We start from the raw sequence: 21,261 nt of genomic DNA, 5'->3' as shown, positions 1-21,261 counted from the left end.
ACGCCGACAGGCGTTGTCTTTCCTGCGATTGCGGCACCTTCGCCACGTCGTTGGTCGTGCTCCGACGGAACCGCAGATCCGCGCGCTCAGTCCGCGCCGCTGGCAGCACGCCAGCTATGCCACAGCTGCTGCACCGGCGGTGGATACGCGGCCTTGCCGGCAAGCTCGCGCTGCAGGCGCAAGCGGGCCAGCCGCGACCATACCCGATGCGGGCGCGCCAACGCCGCTTTGCGCGGCCAGGCGCGCAGCAACTGCGTGCGCCATGCGGCGAGCGTCATGTCACCGGGTGCGGCGCTGTCGCCGGCCACCCGCTGGCGTGCGTCCAGCCATTGCAGCGCCACCGCAGCGGCATCGCCAGGCTGGGTGCGCGCAAATAGCGCGGCTTCCACGGCGACCACGGCGTCGGCGAAGGCCCGCAATCTCGCCAACGCCTGCTGCAGCGATTGCGGCTGCGCACGCGCGTCCTGCATGGCCGGCAGGGTGTCGGCCAGTTGCGCCCATGGCGCAGGCACCGGCTCCAGCACACGCCCGAGCGGATGGCGCGAGCGCTGCTGCGACCAATCGCGCAGCTCCTGCTGCCACCATGCCAGCTTGGCGTCGGCCGGCAACGGGTCGCCGGCGATGTTCATGATGTCTTCCCATTCCTGCAGCAGCGCAAACCAGGCCGCCGTGAGGCGTCGCTGCGGCTCGGGAATGAATGGCTCGGCAACCGACCACTCCGGCCAGCGGGTGCGCCACTTGTCGAGAAAACTGTCGAGAGCGCTGGATTGGCTCATGGCGGGTCCAGAAGAAAACGAAAGAAGATCAGATCTGCGGCCACGCCACGGCGTCCCACAGTGCCTGCGGCTGCGCCACGAGCACGTCGGCCTGCCAGCGCGATGGCTCGTCGTCGTGCAGCCGATAGCCCCACAACACCGCCACCGACGGCATCGCCGCCGCGCGCGCGGCGAGAATGTCGCGCTCGTCGTCGCCGACGTAGACGCACTGCGCCGGCGCAACGCCGATGCGCTCGGCCGCTGTCAGCAAGGGCAACGGGTGCGGCTTGCGCTCGGCCAGCGTATCGCCGCCGATCAGCACCGCGCAGCGCCGCTCCCACCCCAGCTGCGGCAGGATCAGCCGGGCCAGATATTCGGGCTTGTTGGTCACCACGCCCCAGATGCAACCGGCGCGCTCCAGCCGCAGCAGCAGTTCGTCGACACCGTCGAACAGCTGCGACCGCGTGCCGATCAAGCCTTCGTAACGACGCAGGAATTCCGGTACCAGCGCATCGCGCTCGACCGCATCGCGTTCGGCAAACGCCGCTGCCAGCATCGCGCGCGCGCCCTTGGACACCACCGGACGCAACTGCGCCAACGCCATCGGCGCGCGCCCACGTTCCTCCAGCATCGCATTGACGGTCGCCAGCATGTCCGGCGCACTATCCAGCAAGGTGCCATCCAGATCGAACAACACCGCACGCGGAAACCTCATCGCCGCCCCGCCGCTCTGCGCTTGCCTACGGTCATCGGTAACTTGCGATTCGGCCGACATCAAACACGCACGTGCCGTTGCGAATCCCGAATCTCCACTGTCCAATTCCCGCTCGTCACGGCTTCACCGCATAGGCCAGGTAATTGACCTCGGTGCGCGACGACAGGCGCGCGCGATTGCGCCACGGCTCGTACAGCATGCCGCTGACGTCTGCCAGCTGCAGCTCGGCGCTGCGCAACCAGGCCGCAAGTTCTGCCGGCTTGATGAAATCCTTGTAGTGATGCGTGCCCCTGGGCAGCAGCCGCGCGATGTATTCGGCGCCGACCACCGCCAGCGCGAACGCGGCCGGGGTGCGATTGAGCGTGGACAGGAACAGCTTGCCGCCGGGCTTGAGCAGGCTGGCGCAGGCGCGGATGATCGCGGTCGGGTCCGGCACGTGCTCGAGCATCTCCATGCAGGTCACCGCATCGAAACTGCCCGGCTGTTCGGCGGCCAGGTCTTCTACCGACTGCACGCGGTAATCCACCTGCACGCCCGATTCCAGGCTGTGCAGGCGTGCCACCTTGACCAGCTCCGGCGCCAGATCGATCGCCGTGACCTGGGCGCCCAGGCGCGCCATAGACTCGCTGAGCAGGCCGCCGCCGCAGCCGACATCGAGCACGCGCGCACCGGCCAGGCCCAGCCGTGCGGACACATAGTCCAGACGCACCGGATTGAGCGCATGCAGCGGCTTCTGCGGGCCGTCGGCATCCCACCAGCGGTTGGCCAATGCTGCGAACTTGTCCAGTTCGCTCTGATGGAAGTTGCTGGACGTGGATTGGGTATTCGGATTCATGCGGAGCTCCGTGATGGGATGACGCGCGCTCAGGCGCGGACGGTGCGGATGCGCTCGCGCCACTGCCGCGCATTGGCGACCAGGGCAGCGGTATCCATGTCGATGAGCTCGCGCTGCACCAGCTTGGGCTTGCCGGCGATCCACACATCGGTGACCTGATGACGGCCGGCGGCGTAGATCAGTTGCGACAGCACATGATGCAGCGGCTGGGTCTCCAGTGCAGACAAGTCGACGCAGACCAGATCGGCCTGCTTGCCGATTTCGATCGAGCCGATCCTGTCGCCGAAGCCCAACGCACGCGCGCCGCCCAGCGTGGCCGCGCGCAGCGTAGTGGCCGCATCCAATGCGGTCGCATCGTTGGCCACTGCCTTGGCCAGGATCGCTGCGGTACGGTTCTCGCTGAACATGTCCAGGTCGTTGTTGCTGGCGCAGCCGTCGGTGCCGATGGCCAGATTCACGCCGGCACGTTGCAGCGCGCAGGCCGGGCAAAAGCCCGAGGCAAGCTTGAGGTTGGACTCCGGGCAGTGCACCACGCTGACACCGCGCTCGGCGCACAGATGGATTTCCGCGTCGGTGAGCTGGGTCATGTGGACGGCGATCAGGCGGTCGTTGACCAGCCCCAGGCGGTCCAGCCGCGCCAGCGGGCGCTGCCCGTACTGGGCAACCGAATCGGCCACTTCCTGCGCGGTTTCGTGCGTATGCAGATGCACCGGCAGATCCAGCTGGTCGGCCAGCATGCGCACGCGTTCGAAGTTGGCGTCGTTGACCGTGTACGGCGCATGCGGCGCGAACGCGGTGCTGATCAGCGGATCGTCGCGCCACTGGTCGTGCAGCTCGCCGGCCCGTGCGAAGTATTCGTCGTCCGACGATGCCCAGGCGGTGGGGAAATCGATGATCACCGCGCCGACCAGCGCGCGGAAGCCGTGCTGCTTGTAGACGGCCGCCTGCACATCGGCGAAGAAGTAGTTCTCGTTGACGCAGGTGGTCCCGCCACGCAGCATTTCGGCGATCGCCAGCGTGGTGCCGTCAGCCACGAATTCCGGCCCGATCACCGCCGCCTCCACCGGCCAGATGTGTTGCTGCAGCCACACCATCAGCGGCAGATCGTCGGCCACGCCGCGCAGCAGCGTCATCGGGTTGTGGGTATGCGCGTTGACCAGGCCCGGGATCAAGGCTGCCTCCGGACGCGAGACGGTCCGGGTCGGCGCAAATCGCAGGCGCGCCTCGGCGGTCGGCAGGATCGCCACGATGACGCCGTTGTGCACCGCCACCGCGTGATCGTCGAGCACCACCGCATGCGGCTCGATCGGCACCACGTAACCGGCTTCGATCAACAGGTCGCACACTTCGGGAGGGGCATTGGTCATGAGCGGATCCATAAAAGGTTAGTTATCGAACGGCCAGCGGGAATCGCCATCGGCCACAGGCACATAGCGCTGGCCGTTGTAGTGCAGCACCTGGCGCACGCGACGGGTGCGTTCGGTATCGGTGTCGCTGCCAGCGGCGCTCTCCACGGTAGACACGTTGGCTGTCAGCACGATGTCCGCATAGCCGGCATGTCCCTGCGGCGCCATGCTCACGCTCAGATTGGCGACGTCGGTGATCACATCGCCCTTCCCCAGACTGCACGGCTCGCCTCTCACACGTCGCCATGCATAGAGATCGCGCTGCAGCACCGGGCGCAGGCTGCGCCCCTCGCGCACCAGCAGGGTCAACGCCTGATTGCTGTAAAAATCCGGGCAGCTGGGCCCGCGCGCAGCACTCCGCACCACCACGCCGATCGCGCGCACGCCCTTGGCCAGGTCGTAACGCGCGGTATCCAGGCGCAGGCTGTCGGCAGCGAGTTCGAAGGCGGCGTCCTCGCCCATTGCCTGCGCGTAGAACGCCAGCACCTTGCCGCTGGCGGCATCGAGCATGGCCACGCGCAACTCAAGGTCGCGCTCGCCAGGCACGGCCTCCGTGTCGCCAGCAAATGCGAGTGCCGCCAGCCGGATCGTCGGGTCGTTCGGCCACCGCTTGCAGGCCTGGGCCACCAGACGGTCGACCGGCAGCGTGGCGGCAGCGCCGCTCACGACGCCGGACGTTGCAATGGCCGCAACGGCAGCCACGTCACCGGCGTCGCAGGTTGCGGCCGCCGATTGCGCCAACGCCGGGCACCCAAGCAGCGCAGCCCACAGCCCCAACCCGACACTGGCACCGCATACCGCTAGCTCAGGCCAGTGTCCCGGACGCATCGTCTTACTTGACGCGCGCCGAATATTCGCCCGAACGGGTGTCGACCTTGATGATCTCGTCCTGGTTGACGAACAACGGCACGCGTACCACTGCGCCGGTTTCCAGCGTGGCCGGCTTGCCGCCGCCGCCAGAGGTGTCGCCGCGCACGCCCGGGTCGGTCTCGGTAATCTTGAGCTCGACGAAGTTCGGCGGCTGCACCCAGATCGGGGTGCCGTTCCACAAGGTCACGATGCAGTCTTCCTCGCCCTTGAGCCACTTGTCGGCGCCGCCCATGCCGGCCTTGTCGGTCTGCACCTGCTCGAAGGTTTCCGGGTCCATGAAGTGCCAGTACTCGCCATCGCTGTACAGGTAACGCATGTCGGTATCGACCACGTCGGCCACTTCCACGTCGTCGGTCGCCTTCATGGTCATTTCGACCACGCGCCCGGACTTGATGAAGCGGTACTTCATGCGGGTGAAGGCCTGGCCCTTGCCCGGCTTGACGTATTCGGTCTCGGTGATGACCGCCGGCTCGTTGTTGACCAGGATCTTCATGCCGTTCTTGACGTCGTTCATGCCAACAGTGGCCATGGTGCAGCTCCTCGATAAGACCACGACCTGCCACAGGCCGTGGCAGGTCGGATTAGAATGGGGCGCCCGCCGCAACCGGCGGGCATTGGTTTTGTGACCGCATATGATACCCGCAGCCCCCCTCGCCTTGCAGCCATCTCCGCCTCCCACCCTGCAGCCGCCGCGCTGGCAGCAGCAGTGGCGCGACGCCGTGCGCGACCCGCGCGCGCTGCTGGCGCTGCTGGGCCTGGACGCGCAGGCCGCCGGGATCAGCGACGCAGCCGCCGCCCAGTTCCCGCTGCGGGTGCCGCAGGCATTCGTGGCGCGCATGCGCCGTGGCGACCGGCACGACCCGCTGCTGCGCCAGGTGCTGCCGCTGGACGCTGAAATGCGGCTGGTGCCGGGCTTTGGCCTGGATGCGGTCGGCGATGGTGCCGCCAAGATCGCGGACGGCGTGATCCAGAAATACCGCGGACGCGCCCTGCTGATCGCCACCGGCAGCTGCGCGGTGCACTGCCGCTACTGCTTCCGCCGCCACTTCCCGTATGCCGAGGAAACCGCCGCGCGCGACGGGTGGCGCGACGCGGTCGCCGCGATCGCGGCCGACCCCGGCATCGACGAAGTGCTGCTGTCCGGCGGCGACCCGCTGTCGCTGGCCACCGGCAAGCTGGCCGAACTCACCGATGCGCTGGCCGCCATCGGGCATGTCAAACGCCTGCGCATCCACAGCCGGCTGCCGATCGTGCTGCCCGAGCGCGTCGATGCGCCGCTGCTGGCCTGGCTGCGCAGCCTGCCGTGGCCGGTGGCCTTCGTGGTCCATGCCAACCATGCCAACGAATTCGACAGCGCGGTGGACGCCGCCATGCGCGCCCTGCGCGAGGCCGGTGCGCAGCTGCTCAATCAGGCCGTGCTGCTGCGCGGCGTCAACGACAGCGTGGACGCACTGGCGGCACTGAGCGAACGCAGCTTTGCCGCCGGCGTGCTGCCGTATTACCTGCACCAGCTCGACCGGGTTGCCGGCGTGGCGCATTTCGAAGTGGACGATGCCCGCGCGCGCGCCTTGCACACCGAGCTGGCCGCGCGCCTGTCCGGCTATCTGGTGCCGCGTCTGGTGCGCGAAATCCCCGGCGATACCGGCAAGCGGCCGCTCTAACCAAGGGCGCCACACACGGGACCCGTAGGAGCGCACCCGGGCGCGACGAAGCCTTCCTGATAAAGCCTCGGCTGCCCGGTAAAGCCCCGCCCGTCGCGCCCAGGTGCGCTCCTACGCCGATCAGCCGGCCGCGATCAGCTTGACCATATCGGCCGGGCTCAGCGGGCGGCTGAACCAGTAGCCCTGGCCCAGGTCGCAGCCGCGTTCGCGCAGCAGGTTGAACTGCGCTTCCTGCTCGATGCCCTCGGCCACCACCGTGATGCCCAGCGAATGGGCCATGCCGATGATGGCTGTGGTCAGCGCCAGATCGTCCGGGTCGCGCTGCAGGTCGGCGATGAAGCTCTTGTCGATCTTGACCCCGTCCACCGGCACCTGGCGCAGGTGGCTCAGGCCGGAGAAACCGGTACCGAAGTCATCCAGCCAGACCTTTACGCCGGTGCGGTGCAGCTGATCGAGCAGGCTGGCGGCCATCATTTCGTCGCCGATCACCGCCGTTTCGGTCAGCTCCAGATGCAGCCGCGCAGCCGGCAAGCCGGACTCGGCCAGGCACTCGGCCACCGTGTCGATCAGGTCGCCACTGCGCAGCTGACGCGGCGAGACGTTGACCGAGATGAACAGGCCATCGCCCACCACCGGCCATTGCGCCGCTTCCAGGCAGGCCGCGCGCAGCACCTTGGGGCCGATCACCTCGATCAGGCCGCTCTGCTCGGCGATATCGATGAAGGTGGACGGCGCAATCGTGCCCAGCGCCGGGTGCTGCCAGCGCAACAGCACTTCCACCCCCACCAGCACACGGTCGCTGGTGCGGTAGATCGGCTGATAGACCAGCCGCAACTCATCGCGATCCCAGGCCCCGCGCAGCTCGTGCTCCATGTGCACACGCCGCTCCACCGCATGGTCGGCGGCGCGGCTGTAGAAACGATGGCAGTTCTTGCCGGCGACCTTGGCCTGATACATCGCAATGTCGCCGTTCTTCAACAACGCAGTGGCATTGCTGGCATCGTCCGGGAACAGCGTGATGCCGATCGAGGTGCCCAGGAACACCTCCCGGCCCTGCACGTTCAAGGGGCGGCTCAACTCGTGCACCAGCCGGTCGGCGAGCTGGGCGGCGAGCAGGCTGACATCGCCGTTCTGCAGCAGGATCACGAACTCATCGCCACCGAAGCGCGCCAGGATCGCATCGTCGCCGCCCAATGCGCCGACCGCGCGGCTGATCCGGCTGGCGAACTGCAGCAAGGCCTCGTCGCCGGCCTCGTGGCCCAGCGTGTCGTTGACGCGCTTGAAGTCGTCGATATCGGCAAACAGCAGCGCCAGCTTGCTGTCGGTACTGCGGGCGGTGTTGAGCAGATGATCCAGGCCTTCGCGAAATCCCAGCCGGTTGGTCAGGCCGGTCAGCGCATCGGTGTAAGCCATGTGGCGCACCTCGCGATCGTGCCGGGCGATGCTCTCGCTCATGCGGCCGAAGGCGGAGATCAGCTCGCCGATCTCGTCGTTGCGCGGATGCGGCGGCAGCTGCACCGCATAGTCGCCACGCTCGATCTGGCGCGCGGCCGCGGCCAGCAACCGCACCGGCGCCACCAGGGTGCGCTGCACATAGATGGCCAACAGCACACCCAGCGCGACCAACGCGGCCAGCAGCACCAGCAGCCAGCCCAGATCGCGCTTGCCGATCGCGTTGAGGTTCTGCACCAGGGTCAGGTTGGCGCCCGATTCGATCCTGCGCACCCGTTCGAGCGACATGCCCACCCGGACGCCGCCGATACGCTGGTCGCCGATCTTGATCGGCACGGTCACGTCCAGCACCTCCGGCGAGGACTGCAACACCATGGCGCGCGCCGTCACCGCCTTGAATGCGAGCGGGTCGGTCATGGCCTGACCGTAATGCTGCAGGTTGGGCGAGCCGTCGTGCACCAGCCGGCCGCGTCGGTCGAACACCAGCACGTAGCTCACCACCTGCTGCCGCGCGGCATTGCGCACCAGGGCCCCCACTGCGCCCAGGTCCGAGTAGTACAGCGGATTGGCCAGACCGTTCGCCAGTTCGGTGGCCAGGGTCTCGCCGCGCGTGCGCAGGCTGCGATCGAACAGCTCGTGCAGGATCTGCGCACTGAGCCCGCGCACCTCGCGCTGCATCGCGCTCTGGCGCTGCAGCAGCGACGCCAGGATGGCACCGACCAGCAACAGCGTCAGTGCCATCACCAAGAGAAAGCGTGCCTGCAGCCCGAAGCGCATCTGAGTCATTCCACGTGATCCCTGACACGTCGCAACCCGGCGCTCAGCGCATCCAGGCGCCGGCGGCTGGCCTCATCCAGCGGGTGGAAGGCGGTGGTGCCGAAAAAACGCTTCAAGGCCGGCCCGGCCTTCGGATCGGAGGCCGCCTGCAGCAGCACCACGCGCAGCCGCCGCTCCACCGCCGGGTCCATGCCGGTGCGCACCATCTCCACCGCGCGCGGTACCGGCGCACTGCGATGCACGATGCGGAAGTCGCGCTTGAATACCGGTGGCAGGTGGCGCTCGTCGTCCCAGTCGGCATTGCTGAAAGCACCCGCATCGATCAGGTGCTGATGCACGAAGGCGGCGATATTCAATTTCGACCCGACCATCAGGTAACCCACCGAGCCCGGCACTCGGCTGTCGTCCGGCGACAGCAGCACGTCGCAGGCGATGCCGTTGCGCACCAGCTCCAGCATCGGCAGCAGATAGCCGCTGGTGGAGGAGGCGTTCTGCAATGCCAGGGTGTGGCCGCGCAATTGCTTGAGCGACTGGATCGGACTGTCGCGGCGGACGAAGAACACCGTGTGGAACTCGCGCAGGCCATCGCGCTCGGTCATCACCAGCGGGTGCGCACTGCCGCGCTGTTCCAGCAGCATCGCCGCACCGGTGGTCTCGCTGACCCAGTCGACCCGGCCACGCCGCAGGTAACTGGACATCTGCCGCGCATCCGGCGCCATCAGGATTTCGCCACGGCGGATACCCACCTCGCGCATGCGCGGCACCACGTAATCCAGCAAGGGCTTGAGTTGCGCGTAATGCGTGGCGGGATCGTCGCTGATCCGTCCAAGCACCAAGACCGGGGAAGGCGCCGCCGTCGCCGTCGCGGCCAGGCCTGCCCCCGCCAACAGCCCGCAGGCAATCAGACACCATCGTAGACCGCGCAAAACGGACACTCCCCTAGAGCCGCCGACAGCCTAGCCGAATCTTTCGAGATGTGACAGACGTCAGCTTCCGGCGCGCTTTGCCAGCATGGCCATGCGCTGCGCATCGGACAGAATGCCGCGCAGCAACCGCACCTCCTGCTCGCTCATGTCCGCGCGCAGCAGCAGCCGCCGCAGCTTGCGCATCGCCGACTCCGGCGCGCGCCCCTTGTGGAAGTCGATCTCGTCCAGGGTGTCGCCCAACTGGCCGAACATGCCCTCCAGTTGCGCATGGCTGGCCGGGCCGTCGCGCAGCGCGCCGCCCGTTGCAGCCGCAGCCGGGGCCGGCTCTGCCTCGCACGCCGCCAGCTGCGCCAGCCGGACTTCGTACGCCACCACCTGTACCGCCGCCGCCAGGTTGAGCGAGCTGAACGCCGGGTCGGAGGGGATATGCAGCGCCGCGTGGCAGAGCTGCAGCTCGTCGTTGGTCAGCCCGGTACGCTCGCGGCCGAACACGATCGCCACCTCGGCCGGTTCGCTGGCCTTGGACCAGGCGCGGCGCGCGCCCGCGTCCGGTGGTAGCTCTTCCAGCGCGACCCGGCGCGCACGCGCGGTGCAGCCGATCACCAGGGTGCAATCGGCCACCGCCTCGGCCAGGGTGGCGAAGATCGGCGCCTCGCCGAGCACGTCCTCGGCGCCGGCCGAACGCCGATAGGCGTCTTCGTCGAGCGCACGCTCCGGCGCCACCAGCACCAGGCGCGACACGCCCATCGTCTTCATCGCGCGCGCGGCGGCGCCGATGTTGCCTGGATGCTGGGTGCCGACAAGAACAAAACGGATGCGCTGGCTGACGGACATGAACAGAGATTGGGGAGCGATTCGGCCGTAGATGGTAAACTGCGCGGCCGGCTTTGGTGCCGGACCGCTCTTTTACCTTCGCCATTTTCGATTCTGCCTTCACGGGAGCTTTAACCATGCAGAAACCCGCCGTCACCGTCATGGTCAAAGCCGCCCGCCTCGCCGGCAATGTGCTGTTGCGCGGCATCAACAAGCTCGATGCGCTGAATGTGGTGCAAAAAGGCCGCATGGACTACGCAAGCGAAGTCGATGCCGATGCCGAGAAGGTCATCATCAAGGAACTCAAGCGCGGCTACCCCGAGTACGCCGTGTTCGGCGAAGAAGGCGGCGTGCAAGGCGGCAAGAGTGGCCGCTACACCTGGGTCATCGACCCGCTGGATGGCACCAGCAACTACCTGCGCGGCTTCCCGCATTACTGCGTGTCCATCGCGCTGGTGGAAAACGGCGAGCCGACCGATGCGGTGATCTTCGACCCGTTGCGCAACGAGCTGTTCACCGCCAGCCGCGGCGCCGGCGCAGTGCTCAACGACCGTCGCATCCGCATTGCCGAACGCAAGGACCTGGAAGGCGCCATGGTCCACACCGGCTTTCCGCCGCGCGAGCGCGCACGCATCAGTGCGCAGCTGAAGTGCGTCGATGCGCTGCTGGTGCAGGCCGAAGACGTGCGTCGTACCGGTTCTGCCGCACTGGACCTGGCCTATGTGGCCTGTGGCCGCGCCGATGCGTATTTCGAAGCCGGCGTCAAAGCCTGGGACATCGCGGCCGGCGTGCTGCTGGTGCGCGAAGCCGGTGGCCGCGTCTGCGACTACAAGGGCGCCACCCCGCCGCGGATGGACAACATGGGTCCGGAAACCCAGCAGATCGTGGCCGGCAACATCAAGATCAGCGACGCCCTACAGAAGGTCATCGTCAACACCGGCTACGCCCGCGAGTTCGACGCCAAGTTCTGATCTCTGCCTGAGAGCCGAGCTCCAATCGCCGCCGACAACGTAGGAGCGCGCCCGAGCGCGATGGGCTTTCCCGGTAAAGCCTCTCGCGACCAGGGTCGCTCCTACAACAGCTTGGAGCAAAGTGCATAAGGCCGGGATCGCTCCCGGCCTTGTGCGTTCCAGCTCCACGCCAACCAATGGCGCCGCACGATGTAGGAGCGCGCCCGAGCGCGACGGGCTTTCCCGGTAAAGCCTCTCGCGACCAGGGTCGCTCCTACATCACAGCGTGCAGCGAAATGCACAAGGCCGGGATCGCTCCCGGCCTTGTGCGTTGGGCGTCACTGGTAGAGCGCTACACAGGATTCAGCGCTCAAGCAGGACGTCAGGCGATCGCAGCGTGGTAGCGGCGCTCGACTTCTTCCCAGTTCACCGCGTTGTAGAACGCGCCGATGTATTCCGGGCGGCGGTTCTGGTACTTCAGGTAGTACGCGTGTTCCCACACGTCCAGACCCAGGATCGGGGTGTTGCCTTCGAACAGCGGGCTGTCCTGGTTGGCGGTGCTCTCCACCACCAGCTTCTTGTCCGGGGTCACGCTCAACCAGGCCCAGCCCGAGCCGAAACGGCTGACGGCGGCCTTGGTGAAGGCTTCCTTGAACTTCTCGAAACCACCGAGGTCCTTGTCGATCGCCTTGGCGACCTCGCCCTTGGGCTCACCGCCGCCATTGGGCGACAGCACGGTCCAGAACAGCGAATGGTTGGCGTGGCCGCCACCGTTGTTACGCACCGGGCCCTGCAGGTTTTCCGGCAGGCTCTTCAGCTTGGACACCAGCTCTTCCACCGGCAGATCGGCGTACTCAGTCCCTTCCAGCGCCGCGTTGACGTTGTTGATATAGGTCTGATGATGCTTGGTGTGATGGATTTCCATCGTCTGCGCATCGATGTTGGGTTCCAGCGCGTCGTAGGCGTAGGGCAACTGCGGAAGGGTGTAAGCCATGGGTGTCTCCTGGACGTGCCGCCCGGCGAAGACCGGGCGTTGCGGGGTAGATGGTAAGGACGGCGGCGGCGCTTACCAAGGGTGGTGGCAGGGAAACTTCATCCCATCGCATGCCGCGTCGTGTTCGCTGCACACCTTGCACCATGCCCCGGTTACTTGGGCGTGAACCGGACCGGCGCAGTTGTGCATTCAAAGTCGACACAGTCGGGCAACGGCATACTTGCCCTGCCGTCCATACCGTCGCTTCCGGAACGTTTTCATGCGCAAGCCCGCTTTGCTGATCGTCGCCATCGTGCTGCTCGTGGCCGGGTTATGGGGCATGCGTGCGCTGCAGACGCCCAAGCCGCACTTCGCGCCGCAGCTGAGCGCGCCGATCGCCGCGGCGGTACCGGCCGAACGGCCATCCCGGCAGCACGAGTTGCCGGGGTTCCTGCCGACCGAAGCGATGGCCACGATCGTGCTGATCCAGCGCGGCGGCCCGTTCCCGCATCCGCAAGACGGCAGCGTCTTTGGCAATCATGAGCAGCACCTGCCCGCGCGCCCACGCGGCTACTACCACGAATACACCGTGGAAACGCCAGGCAGCCCCGATCGCGGCGCGCGGCGCATCGTCACCGGCGGCACGCCGCCGCAGGCGTGGTATTACAGCGACGATCATTACCAGAGTTTCAAATCGTTCCAGGGCCCGGCCCCGGAGCGCACGCCATGAGCGCAGGCGACTTCGCGCTGGATCTGTCCGACCCGCAGCAATCGGGCGTCTACCAAGCCGACACCGACGATCTGGACACCATGGCCGCGCTTGCCCGCGATGCCGGCCTGCACATCCTGCGCGTGGACCTGGCCGGTTGCAGCGACAAGCACAGGTTGCTGATGCGCCTGGCCACCCAACTGGACTTCCCGGCCAGCTTCGGCCGCAACTGGGACGCGCTCTCCGATGCCTTGCGCGACCTGGCGTGGCTGCCGGCAGCGCAGGGCTATGCGCTGCTGATCGACGGCGCCGACGCACTCGCGCGCACTGCGCCGAACGACCGCGACACCTTGCTGGATATTCTCGACCAGGCCGCTACCGCCTGGGCCACGCGCGGGCGCACGTTCGCGGCGTTCGTGGCACCTGCCAGTGCCTGCGACTAGGCGCGGTCTGCAAGACCAGCCTGCGATCACGGAACAGACCAAGACCGGCACTGCGCGGGCGATCGGTGAGCGGCGGCGGGCATCTATCCCGCGTCTTACCTGACGCGCGGCCCCAACGCCTGCCACCGCGTCATGGATGTGTGGTGCCAGCTATCGGCACCGCACCTCCACAGGGCCGGCATGCAGTCGCGCGCCGGCCCGATCGTCAACCATCCAGTTCGCTCCAGCGCGCGAACGCCGCATCCAGCTGCGCCTGCGCGGCGCCCAATGCGGCGGTGTGCGCGGCCATCGCCGCACTGTCGCGCTGATAGAAGGCCGGGTCGTTCATGGCCTCGGTCAGTGCCGTGACCTGCTGCTCCAGGGTTTCGATCAACGCCGGCAACTGCTCCAGCTCACGCGCGTCCTTGTAGCTGAGCTTGCGCTTGGGCGCGGCATCGGCCGGCACCACAGCCGCCACCGGCGTGGTCGCCGCCGCCGTTGCCGATGCCTTGGCAACCGCCATCGCGTTGGGTGCAGGGGTGCGACGCTGACGCAACGAATCGCTGTACCCGCCGACGTAATCGCCGATCAGGCCCTCGCCTTCCATCACCAAGGTGGAGGTCACCACGTTGTCGAGGAAGTCGCGGTCGTGGCTGACCAGCAACAAGGTGCCGGTGTACTCGCCGAGCAGCTCTTCCAGCAGTTCCAGCGTTTCCACGTCCAGATCGTTGGTCGGTTCGTCCATCACCAGCAGGTTGGACGGCTGCGCGAACAGGCGTGCCAAAAGCAGCCGATTGCGCTCGCCACCGGACAGCCGGGTGATCGGCGCACGGGCGCGCTCGGGCGTGAACAAAAAGTCCTGCAGATACGCATGTACATGCTTGCGCTTGCCGTTGATCTCGATGAAATCGCGGCCTTCGGCCACGTTCTCGATCGCGCTCCAGTCCTCGCGCAGCGTGGAACGGTATTGGTCGAAGTAGGCGATCTGCAGATTGGTGCCGATGCGGATCTCGCCGTGCTGCGCCTGCAGATCGCCCAGCAACAGCTTGAGCAAGGTGGTCTTGCCGCTGCCGTTGGGGCCGATCAGACCGATGCGGTCGCCACGCTGGATGATGGTCGAAAAATCCTTGACCATCGTGCGCGCACCGAATGCAAAGCCGACCTCCTTGGCCTCGATCACCTTCTTGCCGGAGGACTCGCCCTGCGAGACTTCCATGCGCACGTTGCCGGTCAGGTCGCGGCGTTGCACACGCTCGTTGCGCATCGATTCCAGACGCCGCACGCGGCCTTCGTCGCGGGTGCGCCGCGCCTTGATGCCCTGGCGGATCCAGATCTCTTCCTGCGCCAGCATCTTGTCGAAGCGCGCATTTTCCTGCGCCTGCGCATTGAGCCGCTCTTCGCGGCGGCGCTCGTAATTGGCCCAGTCGCCCGGCCAGCTGGTGACCTGGCCACGATCGATCTCGACGATACGGGTGGCCAGCGCACGCAGGAAGCGCCTGTCATGGGTGACGAACAGCACGCTGCCGTTCCAGTTTTTCAGGAACGACTCCAGCCAGTCGATGGCTTCGATGTCCAGATGGTTGGTCGGCTCGTCCAGCAGCAGCACATCCGGCGAGGACACCAGCGAGCGCGCCAGCAGCACGCGCCGCTTCATGCCGCCGGACAGCCGCGCAAACTCCGCATCGCCGTCCAGTTCCAGCTTGGTCAGCGTTTCGCTGACGCGCTGATCCAGCGCCCAGCCTTCGGCTGCATCGATCTTGGCCTGCACCTTGCCGAACGCATCGGCATCGAACACCTCGGCATGGCTGAGCTGATGGAACTCGGCCAGCCAATGACCCAGCTCGCCCAGGCCGTCGGCCACCACATCGAACACGCTGCCGCCGGTGCCCTGCGGCACTTCCTGCTCCAGCCGCGCGATACGCACGCCTTGTTGCACGCGCACTTCGCCATCGTCGGGCTTGAGCTCGCCGGCAATCAGTTTCATCAAGGTCGATTTGCCGGCGCCGTTGCGGCCGATCAGGGCGATACGCTCGCCCGGCTCGATCGTGAGGTCGGTTTTTTCCAGCAACAGGGGGCCGCCGACGCTGTAGTCGACGCTTTGCAGAGTGATTAAGGGCATGCGCTGATTGTACGGGAATCGGGAATGGTGAATCGGGAATGGAAAAAGCCTCGCCGTTGCGATTCCCCACTCCCGATTCCCGCTAAAATGCGCCATGAACGAATTCTCCGCGCTGCCGCTGTCGCCGGCCCTGGCCCCCGGCATCGACGCCCTTGGCTACACCGTCCTCACTCCCATCCAGGCACAGAGCCTGCCGCCGATCCTGCAGGGGCTGGACGTCATCGCCCAGGCGCCGACCGGCAGCGGCAAGACCGCCGCCTTCGGGCTGGGCCTGCTGCAAAAGCTCGATCCGGCAGTGACCCGTGCGCAGGCGCTGGTGCTCTGTCCCACCCGCGAACTGGCCGACCAGGTCGGCAAGCAGCTGCGCAAGCTGGCCACCGGCATCCCCAACATGAAGCTGGTGGTGCTCACCGGCGGCATGCCGCTGGGCCCGCAACTGGCCTCGCTGGAAGCGCATGACCCGCAAGTGGTGGTCGGCACGCCCGGCCGCATCCAGGAACTGGCCCGCAAGCGCGCCCTGCATCTGGGCGGCGTGCGCACGCTGGTGCTGGACGAGGCCGACCGCATGCTCGACATGGGCTTCGAGGAACCCATCCGCGAGATCGCCAGCCGCTGCGACAAGCACCGCCAGAGCCTGCTGTTCTCGGCCACCTTCCCGGACATCATCCGCACGCTGGCGCGCGAGATCCTGAAGGACCCGATCGAAATCACCGTCGAAGGCGCCGACAACGCGCCGGAAATCGACCAGCAGTTCTTCGAGGTCGACCCGACCTACCGGCAGAAGGCCGTCGCCGGCCTGCTGCTGCGCTTCAATCCCGAATCCAGCGTGGTGTTCTGCAATACCCGCAAGGAAGTGGACGAAGTGGCCGGCTCGCTGCAGGAGTTCGGCTTTTCAGCGCTCGCGCTGCATGGCGACATGGAACAGCGCGACCGTGACGAAGTGCTGGTGCGCTTCGTCAACCGCAGCTGCAACGTGCTGGTGGCCAGCGACGTGGCCGCACGCGGGCTGGACGTGGAAGACCTGTCGGCCGTGGTCAACTACGAGCTGCCCACCGATACCGAGACCTACCGCCACCGCATCGGCCGTACCGCACGCGCCGGCAAGCGCGGGTTGGCGCTCAGCCTGGTGGCCTCGCGCGAGACCGGCCGCGCGCAGGCGCTGGAAGCCGAACAAGGCCAGCCGCTGACCTGGTCGCGCGCACCGCTGGCAACCGCCCGCCCCGCGCAGCTGCCGCAGGCGGCCATGACCACGCTGCGCATCGATGGCGGCAAGACCGACAAACTGCGTGCCGGCGACATCCTCGGCGCACTGACCGGCGAGGCTGGACTGTCGGGCGCGGCGATCGGCAAGATCGCCATCTACCCCACGCGCTCCTATGTCGCCATCGCCCGCGCGCACGTCGCCAAGGCGCTGGCGCATCTGCATGCGGGCAAGATCAAGGGCCGCCGGTTCCGGGTCAGCAAGCTGTAACCAAGCTGCGGCAGAGATCCTGCCGCCGCCCCGGTTGCGCGGCGGCGACAGCGTCCGCCGCGGGATCCACAGGGATGCGCACGCTGGCGCACATGGGCGATCTGCACACGGCAGCACGACCGTTGCGCCGGTTCGCAGGCCGTCAGGGCAGCGAGACGCGCAGTCGGAAAGAGGCCTGGATCAATAGCTCAGCGTGGCCAGCAGCGGCACATCGTTGGCCCACTTCTCGCGGCCCTGCAGCGCCAGCAGTTCGACCAGCACCGCCGCGCCGACCACTTCCAGTTCCAGCTGTGCGGCCAGACCCAAGGCCGCGCGCAGCGTACCGCCGGTGGCCAGCACGTCGTCGACGATCAAGACACGGGCACCGCGCGGCAACGCATCCTCGTGCATCTCGATGCGATCGGTACCGTATTCCAGCGCATATTCCTGGATCAGCGTCCGCCCGGGCAGCTTGCCGGGCTTGCGTACCGGCACGAAGCCGGTGCGCAGCTCGCGCGCCAGGGCTGCCCCCAGGATGAAACCGCGCGCTTCGATGCCCAGCACCGCATCCAGCGGCGTGGTGCGCCAGGGCTGCGCCATTTCGTCCAGCGCGGAAGCGAAATCCGGGCCGTCGGACAGCAGCGGCGTGATGTCCTTGAAGACGATGCCCGGCTTGGGAAAATCGGCGATGTCGCGGATGCGCTCGGACCATTGATTGGGTCCGGAAGAATGGGTGCCGGCGCAGCGGGTGCAGTCAGTCATGGTGGCAGTGGCATCAGGGCCGGTGGGGACGCCCCTATTCTAGGCTGCGCGGCCTGACGACGCTGGGTTTACGACATACCTGCATCTGAGCGCGTCAGGAACTGCACGACAGCATCGAGCAACCGGCGCGGTCGCGCGCCCAGTCCGGCCGCCGCGCGGCAAACGCGTCGCGGCCCGGCTGGTCGTCGTAGGGCCGGCGCATGACCTCCAGCAATTCCTGCACGCCCGACGCATCGCCCTGCTCGGCCAGATCGATCGCCTGCTGCGCCAGGTAGTTGCGCAGCACATAACGCGGGTTGGCCAGGCGCATGCGTTCGCGCCGCTGCTCCGGCGACAGCGTGTCCTGGCGCAGCCGCGCCGCGTAGCGCTGCAACCATGCCTGCAATGGCGCGGCATGCGCGAGGCGCTTGTCCTGGTCGTAGAACGCCTCGTGCAATGGATCCGGATCAGGATTTTCCTGCGCGAACGCGATCAGGCCGCGGAATGTCAGCGTCATGTCCATCTCGGCGTCGAGCATCAGCGCGCGCAGCGCATCGATCAACTGCAGATCCTCGTCGCGGCAGTCGGCCAGGCCCAGTTTGGCAGCGGTGTCGTGGCGGTCGCAGGCCAGGTAGGTATCGCGGAAGCGGTCCAGGCCCTGCTGCAACCGCGCCTGGTCGGCAAACAGCGGCGCCAGCGCCTGCGCCAGGCGCCCCAGGTTCCAATAGGCGACCTGAGGCTGGGTGCCGAAGCGATAGCGACGCCCCTGCGCGTCGGTGGTGTTTGGCGTCCAGTCCGGGTCGTAGTCGTCGACCCAGCCATAGGGGCCGTAATCGATGGTCAATCCCAGGATCGACATGTTGTCGGTGTTCATCACCCCGTGCACGAAGCCCACCCGCATCCAGTGCGCCACCATCACTGCCGTACGCTCGCAGACCTGCGCGAACCATGCCGCGTACAACGCCTCACCGGCACCTTCCAGCTGCGGGAAATCGCGTGCGATGGTGAAATCCACCCATTGCCGCAGCAGCGCAAGATCGCCGCGCGCACCGGGCAACTCGAAATTGCCGAAGCGGATGAACGAGGGCGCCACCCGGCACACGATCGCGCCCGGTTCGCGCTGCGGCCGGCCGTCGTAGAACATGTCGCGCACCACCGCATCGCCGGTGGTGACCAGACTCAGCGCGCGCGTGGTCGGCACACCCAGATGATGCATCGCTTCGCTGCACAGGAATTCGCGAATCGACGAGCGCAACACCGCCCGGCCATCGGCCCCGCGCGAATAGGGCGTCGGGCCGGCGCCCTTGAGCTGCAGCTCGTAGCGGCCGCCATCGACCCCGATCGCCTCGCCCAGCGAAATCGCCCGGCCATCGCCCAGCTGGCCAGCCCAATGCCCGAACTGGTGGCCGCCATAATTGACCGCCCATGGCTGCATGCCCGGATACACCGCATTGCCGGCAAACACCTCGGCAAAGCGCGCGCTGCCGATCTCCGCGGCGTCCAGCCCCAACCGTTGCGCGACATCTGCCGAATACGCCAACAGGCGCGGCGCGGCGACCGGTGTCGGCGCCACCGCCGACCATGCGGCGCGCACTTCGCGGCGGCGTGGACCTTGTTCCGGATCACCAGGCAGCTGCTGGCGCAGGCGGTTGTCAAATTGCAGGGTCGTCATGGCTGCCAGCGTAGGCCAACGACAATGAACTTCGCATGGGCAACCACGCATCCGGCTTTGCGCACGTACCGTATCTTCGATCAGCTGGCCGCCAGCAAGCGGGCTCGTCCTGCACATGCTAGCGACAACCACAGCGTTATTCCTCCCTGCCCTTCGACAGACATCGCCCATGCCTTCGCGCGCTTATCGCTGGTTTCGCCCCGCCCTCCTGTTGCTCGGTTCGCTGACGCTGACCGCCTGCAGCAGCGTGTTCTTCGGTGGCATCAACGCCGCATCCAGCCGCGACGGCATCGTCGAGCATCGCGACCAGGTGTTCGATGCGGCGCATGATCTGGCACTGGACGTCTACCAGCCGCGTGGCGCGGTGGATGCACCGGTGGTGGTGTTCTTCTATGGCGGCACCTGGAAGCGCGGAACGCGCGCCAACTATCGCTGGGTCGGGCGTGCGCTCGCGCGCCAGGGCGTGGTGGCGATGGTGGCCGACTATCGCAAGTATCCGCAGGTGGGGCCGCAAGGCTTCATGTCCGATGCCGCCGCTGCCACCGGCTGGGGCTATCGGCATGCCCACGCCTATGGCGGCGACCCGACGCGCCTGGCGGTGATGGGCCACTCCGCCGGTGCGCATATGGCCGCGCTCCTGGGTACCGATACGCGTTGGCTGCAGACGCAAGGCCTCCAGCCCCGCCAGCTGTGCGGGGTGGTGGGGCTGGCCGGGCCGTACGATTTCCTGCCCACCAGCGACCCGGAACTGGTGGAGATCTTCGGCAAGGCGCCGCAGACGCAGCAGCAGTCGCAGCCGGTGCATTTCGTTGGCGGCGACGAACCGCCGATGCTGTTGCTGCACGGCGATGCCGACCACGTGGTCGAGCTGCAGAACAGCACCTCGCTGCAGCAGGCCCTGCAACGCACGGGCGGCACGGCCGAGTTGAAGATCTACCCGGGCATGGGTCATCTCGGCCTGGTGCTGGCACTGCGCAAATCGCCCGAGCGCTCGCCGGTGCTGCGCGACACGCTGCAGTTCCTGCGGCAGTGTCGGGCGCCGTGATGGGGCGGTAACGGATTGGGGAACCGGGGTCGGGAGTCGCCAACCCTGGCAGGACACCGTCAAGGCACGGTGACCTGCAGCTTCTGTGGGCGCACGGTCGACACGGCGACCGCAATGTCACCCGGCCGGCTTGCGCCCCATCAACGCGAACGGGCCGCCCTTCTTCAGCGCGGCCTGATATGCCGGGCGCGCTTCGATGCGCGCGAGAAAGGCACGCAGGCGTGGATAGCTCTCCAGCCCGCCGCCGCGTGCAGCAGCCGCCTGCACCGGGAAACTCATCTGGATGTCGGCCGCAGTGAAACGCTCGCCGGCAAACCACTCGCGTGCCTGTAGCGACTGCTCCATCCAGTCCAGGTGCAACTTGAGCTGCGGACCGACAAAGCCCGCCATCGCCTTGTCCACGATGGCGCGTGCGATCGGCTTGGCGAAGAACGGCATCGGCGCACTGCGAATGCGCCCGAAGATCAGGGTCATCAGCAACGGCGGCATCGCCGAGCCTTCGGCGTAATGCATCCAGTAGCGGAATTGCAGGCGCTCCGGCGACTCCAGCGGGCGCGGCGACGGCGACAAGGCGCACTCGGTGTCGTAGCGTTCGGTCAGGTACTCCAGGATCGCGCCGGACTCGGCCACGGTCAGATCGCCGTCCACGACGATGGGCGACTTGCCGAGCGGATGAATGGCACGCAAGGCCGCCGGTGCCAGCATGGTCTTGGGATCGCGCTCATGCCGGACGATCTGGTACGGCAGCGCCAGTTCTTCCAGCAGCCACAGCACGCGCTGGGAACGGGAATTGTTGAGATGGTGGACAGTGATCATGGCAGGGACTGCGCGCGGAAAGCACCTATGCTACCGAGCCGCGTGTCGTCGCTGCGCTCACCTGCGCGGGTCGGTCTGCCCGGCTCTGGCGCATCGATCAGATTGCGCCCAATAAAAAACGCCGGTCGCTTGCGCGACCGGCGTTTTTGGCAAC

Annotated in this window: 20 protein-coding genes; 6 read left to right on the top strand and 14 right to left on the bottom strand. The window is 67.2% G+C overall.

Annotation, left to right across the window (positions count from 1 at the left end; all coding sequences use genetic code 11):
• Positions 1 to 86: 86 nt before the first annotated feature.
• The 6 genes from CPBF1521_RS10300 to efp form a co-directional block, all read right to left on the bottom strand.
• Positions 87 to 776, bottom strand: coding sequence for an isoprenoid biosynthesis enzyme family protein (locus CPBF1521_RS10300; RefSeq protein ID WP_115676894.1), 690 nt, complete (start codon positions 774 to 776; stop codon positions 87 to 89).
• Positions 777 to 804: 28 nt separating this feature from the next.
• On the bottom strand, positions 805 to 1,470 hold the full coding sequence (locus CPBF1521_RS10295) for a phosphoglycolate phosphatase (protein WP_115676893.1): 666 nt from the start codon (positions 1,468 to 1,470) through the stop codon (positions 805 to 807).
• Positions 1,471 to 1,585: 115 nt separating this feature from the next.
• Complete coding sequence (gene ubiG / locus CPBF1521_RS10290; protein ID WP_104586175.1) at positions 1,586 to 2,305, bottom strand: bifunctional 2-polyprenyl-6-hydroxyphenol methylase/3-demethylubiquinol 3-O-methyltransferase UbiG; 720 nt, start codon at positions 2,303 to 2,305, stop codon at positions 1,586 to 1,588.
• A gap of 29 nt (positions 2,306 to 2,334) precedes the next feature.
• Positions 2,335 to 3,672: a TRZ/ATZ family hydrolase gene (locus CPBF1521_RS10285; RefSeq protein ID WP_181901190.1), complete on the bottom strand. Its 1,338-nt coding sequence runs from the start codon at positions 3,670 to 3,672 to the stop codon at positions 2,335 to 2,337.
• An 18-nt stretch (positions 3,673 to 3,690) separates the two neighbouring features.
• Positions 3,691 to 4,377: a PA3715 family protein gene (locus CPBF1521_RS10280; RefSeq protein ID WP_478212765.1), complete on the bottom strand. Its 687-nt coding sequence runs from the start codon at positions 4,375 to 4,377 to the stop codon at positions 3,691 to 3,693.
• Positions 4,378 to 4,543: 166 nt separating this feature from the next.
• On the bottom strand, positions 4,544 to 5,110 hold the full coding sequence (gene efp, locus CPBF1521_RS10275; RefSeq protein WP_007962665.1) for an elongation factor P: 567 nt from the start codon (positions 5,108 to 5,110) through the stop codon (positions 4,544 to 4,546).
• 103 nt (positions 5,111 to 5,213) lie between these two features.
• Here efp and epmB point away from each other — a divergent pair, with 103 nt between their 5' ends.
• A complete protein-coding gene (epmB, locus tag CPBF1521_RS10270; protein WP_115676890.1) occupies positions 5,214 to 6,242 on the top strand; it encodes an EF-P beta-lysylation protein EpmB in 1,029 nt (342 codons plus the stop codon).
• Between the two features lie 120 nt (positions 6,243 to 6,362).
• On the opposite strand, the gene CPBF1521_RS10265 is transcribed toward epmB, so the two are convergent.
• Genes CPBF1521_RS10265 through CPBF1521_RS10255 form a run of 3 tightly spaced genes read right to left on the bottom strand, consistent with a single transcriptional unit; the run spans position 6,363 to position 10,231 of the window.
• A complete protein-coding gene (locus tag CPBF1521_RS10265; protein WP_115676889.1) occupies positions 6,363 to 8,480 on the bottom strand; it encodes a putative bifunctional diguanylate cyclase/phosphodiesterase in 2,118 nt (705 codons plus the stop codon).
• Complete coding sequence (locus CPBF1521_RS10260) at positions 8,477 to 9,406, bottom strand: phosphate/phosphite/phosphonate ABC transporter substrate-binding protein (RefSeq protein ID WP_164739863.1); 930 nt, start codon at positions 9,404 to 9,406, stop codon at positions 8,477 to 8,479. The genes CPBF1521_RS10265 and CPBF1521_RS10260 overlap by 4 nt, the downstream gene beginning before the upstream one ends.
• 51 nt (positions 9,407 to 9,457) lie before the next feature.
• Positions 9,458 to 10,231, bottom strand: a complete 774-nt coding sequence (locus CPBF1521_RS10255) for an RNA methyltransferase (RefSeq protein ID WP_115676888.1) — start codon at positions 10,229 to 10,231, stop codon at positions 9,458 to 9,460.
• Between the two features lie 116 nt (positions 10,232 to 10,347).
• Between CPBF1521_RS10255 and CPBF1521_RS10250 the strand changes: the two genes are divergently transcribed.
• Positions 10,348 to 11,181: an inositol monophosphatase family protein gene (locus CPBF1521_RS10250; protein ID WP_016905058.1), complete on the top strand. Its 834-nt coding sequence runs from the start codon at positions 10,348 to 10,350 to the stop codon at positions 11,179 to 11,181.
• A 361-nt stretch (positions 11,182 to 11,542) separates the two neighbouring features.
• Here CPBF1521_RS10250 and CPBF1521_RS10245 read toward each other — a convergent pair whose 3' ends face one another.
• Positions 11,543 to 12,154 (bottom strand): superoxide dismutase, encoded by a 612-nt coding sequence (locus tag CPBF1521_RS10245; protein ID WP_104582195.1) that lies wholly within the window; start codon positions 12,152 to 12,154, stop codon positions 11,543 to 11,545.
• Positions 12,155 to 12,413: 259 nt separating this feature from the next.
• Between CPBF1521_RS10245 and CPBF1521_RS10240 the strand changes: the two genes are divergently transcribed.
• Both CPBF1521_RS10240 and CPBF1521_RS10235 read left to right on the top strand, forming a co-directional pair.
• The gene (locus tag CPBF1521_RS10240) at positions 12,414 to 12,863 is read left to right on the top strand and encodes a guanyl-specific ribonuclease (protein ID WP_104582194.1); all 450 of its coding nucleotides are present in this window, start codon (positions 12,414 to 12,416) and stop codon (positions 12,861 to 12,863) included.
• Positions 12,860 to 13,285, top strand: a complete 426-nt coding sequence (locus CPBF1521_RS10235) for a barstar family protein (RefSeq protein ID WP_104582193.1) — start codon at positions 12,860 to 12,862, stop codon at positions 13,283 to 13,285. Before CPBF1521_RS10240 ends, CPBF1521_RS10235 begins: the two co-directional genes overlap by 4 nt.
• A gap of 205 nt (positions 13,286 to 13,490) precedes the next feature.
• Here CPBF1521_RS10235 and CPBF1521_RS10230 read toward each other — a convergent pair whose 3' ends face one another.
• A complete protein-coding gene (locus tag CPBF1521_RS10230) occupies positions 13,491 to 15,383 on the bottom strand; it encodes an ATP-binding cassette domain-containing protein (RefSeq protein ID WP_104649035.1) in 1,893 nt (630 codons plus the stop codon).
• Positions 15,384 to 15,477: 94 nt separating this feature from the next.
• Between CPBF1521_RS10230 and dbpA the strand changes: the two genes are divergently transcribed.
• Positions 15,478 to 16,854 carry an ATP-dependent RNA helicase DbpA gene (gene dbpA / locus CPBF1521_RS10225; RefSeq protein ID WP_104649036.1) on the top strand — a complete coding sequence of 459 codons (1,377 nt, stop codon included), beginning with the start codon at positions 15,478 to 15,480 and terminating at the stop codon, positions 16,852 to 16,854.
• A 180-nt stretch (positions 16,855 to 17,034) separates the two neighbouring features.
• Here the strand turns inward: dbpA and CPBF1521_RS10220 are convergent, their stop codons facing one another.
• Together CPBF1521_RS10220 and CPBF1521_RS10215 are read right to left on the bottom strand one after the other, a co-directional pair.
• On the bottom strand, positions 17,035 to 17,595 hold the full coding sequence (locus CPBF1521_RS10220; RefSeq protein ID WP_104582190.1) for an adenine phosphoribosyltransferase: 561 nt from the start codon (positions 17,593 to 17,595) through the stop codon (positions 17,035 to 17,037).
• Positions 17,596 to 17,689: 94 nt separating this feature from the next.
• Positions 17,690 to 19,246, bottom strand: a complete 1,557-nt coding sequence (locus CPBF1521_RS10215; protein WP_115676887.1) for a protein adenylyltransferase SelO — start codon at positions 19,244 to 19,246, stop codon at positions 17,690 to 17,692.
• Positions 19,247 to 19,415: 169 nt separating this feature from the next.
• Between CPBF1521_RS10215 and CPBF1521_RS10210 the strand changes: the two genes are divergently transcribed.
• Positions 19,416 to 20,291, top strand: a complete 876-nt coding sequence (locus tag CPBF1521_RS10210; protein WP_115676886.1) for an alpha/beta hydrolase — start codon at positions 19,416 to 19,418, stop codon at positions 20,289 to 20,291.
• Positions 20,292 to 20,408: 117 nt separating this feature from the next.
• On the opposite strand, the gene CPBF1521_RS10205 is transcribed toward CPBF1521_RS10210, so the two are convergent.
• Entirely contained in the window at positions 20,409 to 21,107 is a 699-nt protein-coding gene (locus CPBF1521_RS10205; protein ID WP_115676885.1) for a glutathione S-transferase, read from the bottom strand.
• Positions 21,108 to 21,261 lie beyond the last annotated feature (154 nt).

Source organism: Xanthomonas euroxanthea, from assembly GCF_900476395.1.
GTDB lineage: Bacteria > Pseudomonadota > Gammaproteobacteria > Xanthomonadales > Xanthomonadaceae > Xanthomonas > Xanthomonas euroxanthea.
This window is presented reverse-complemented; position numbering and strand designations above follow the sequence as displayed.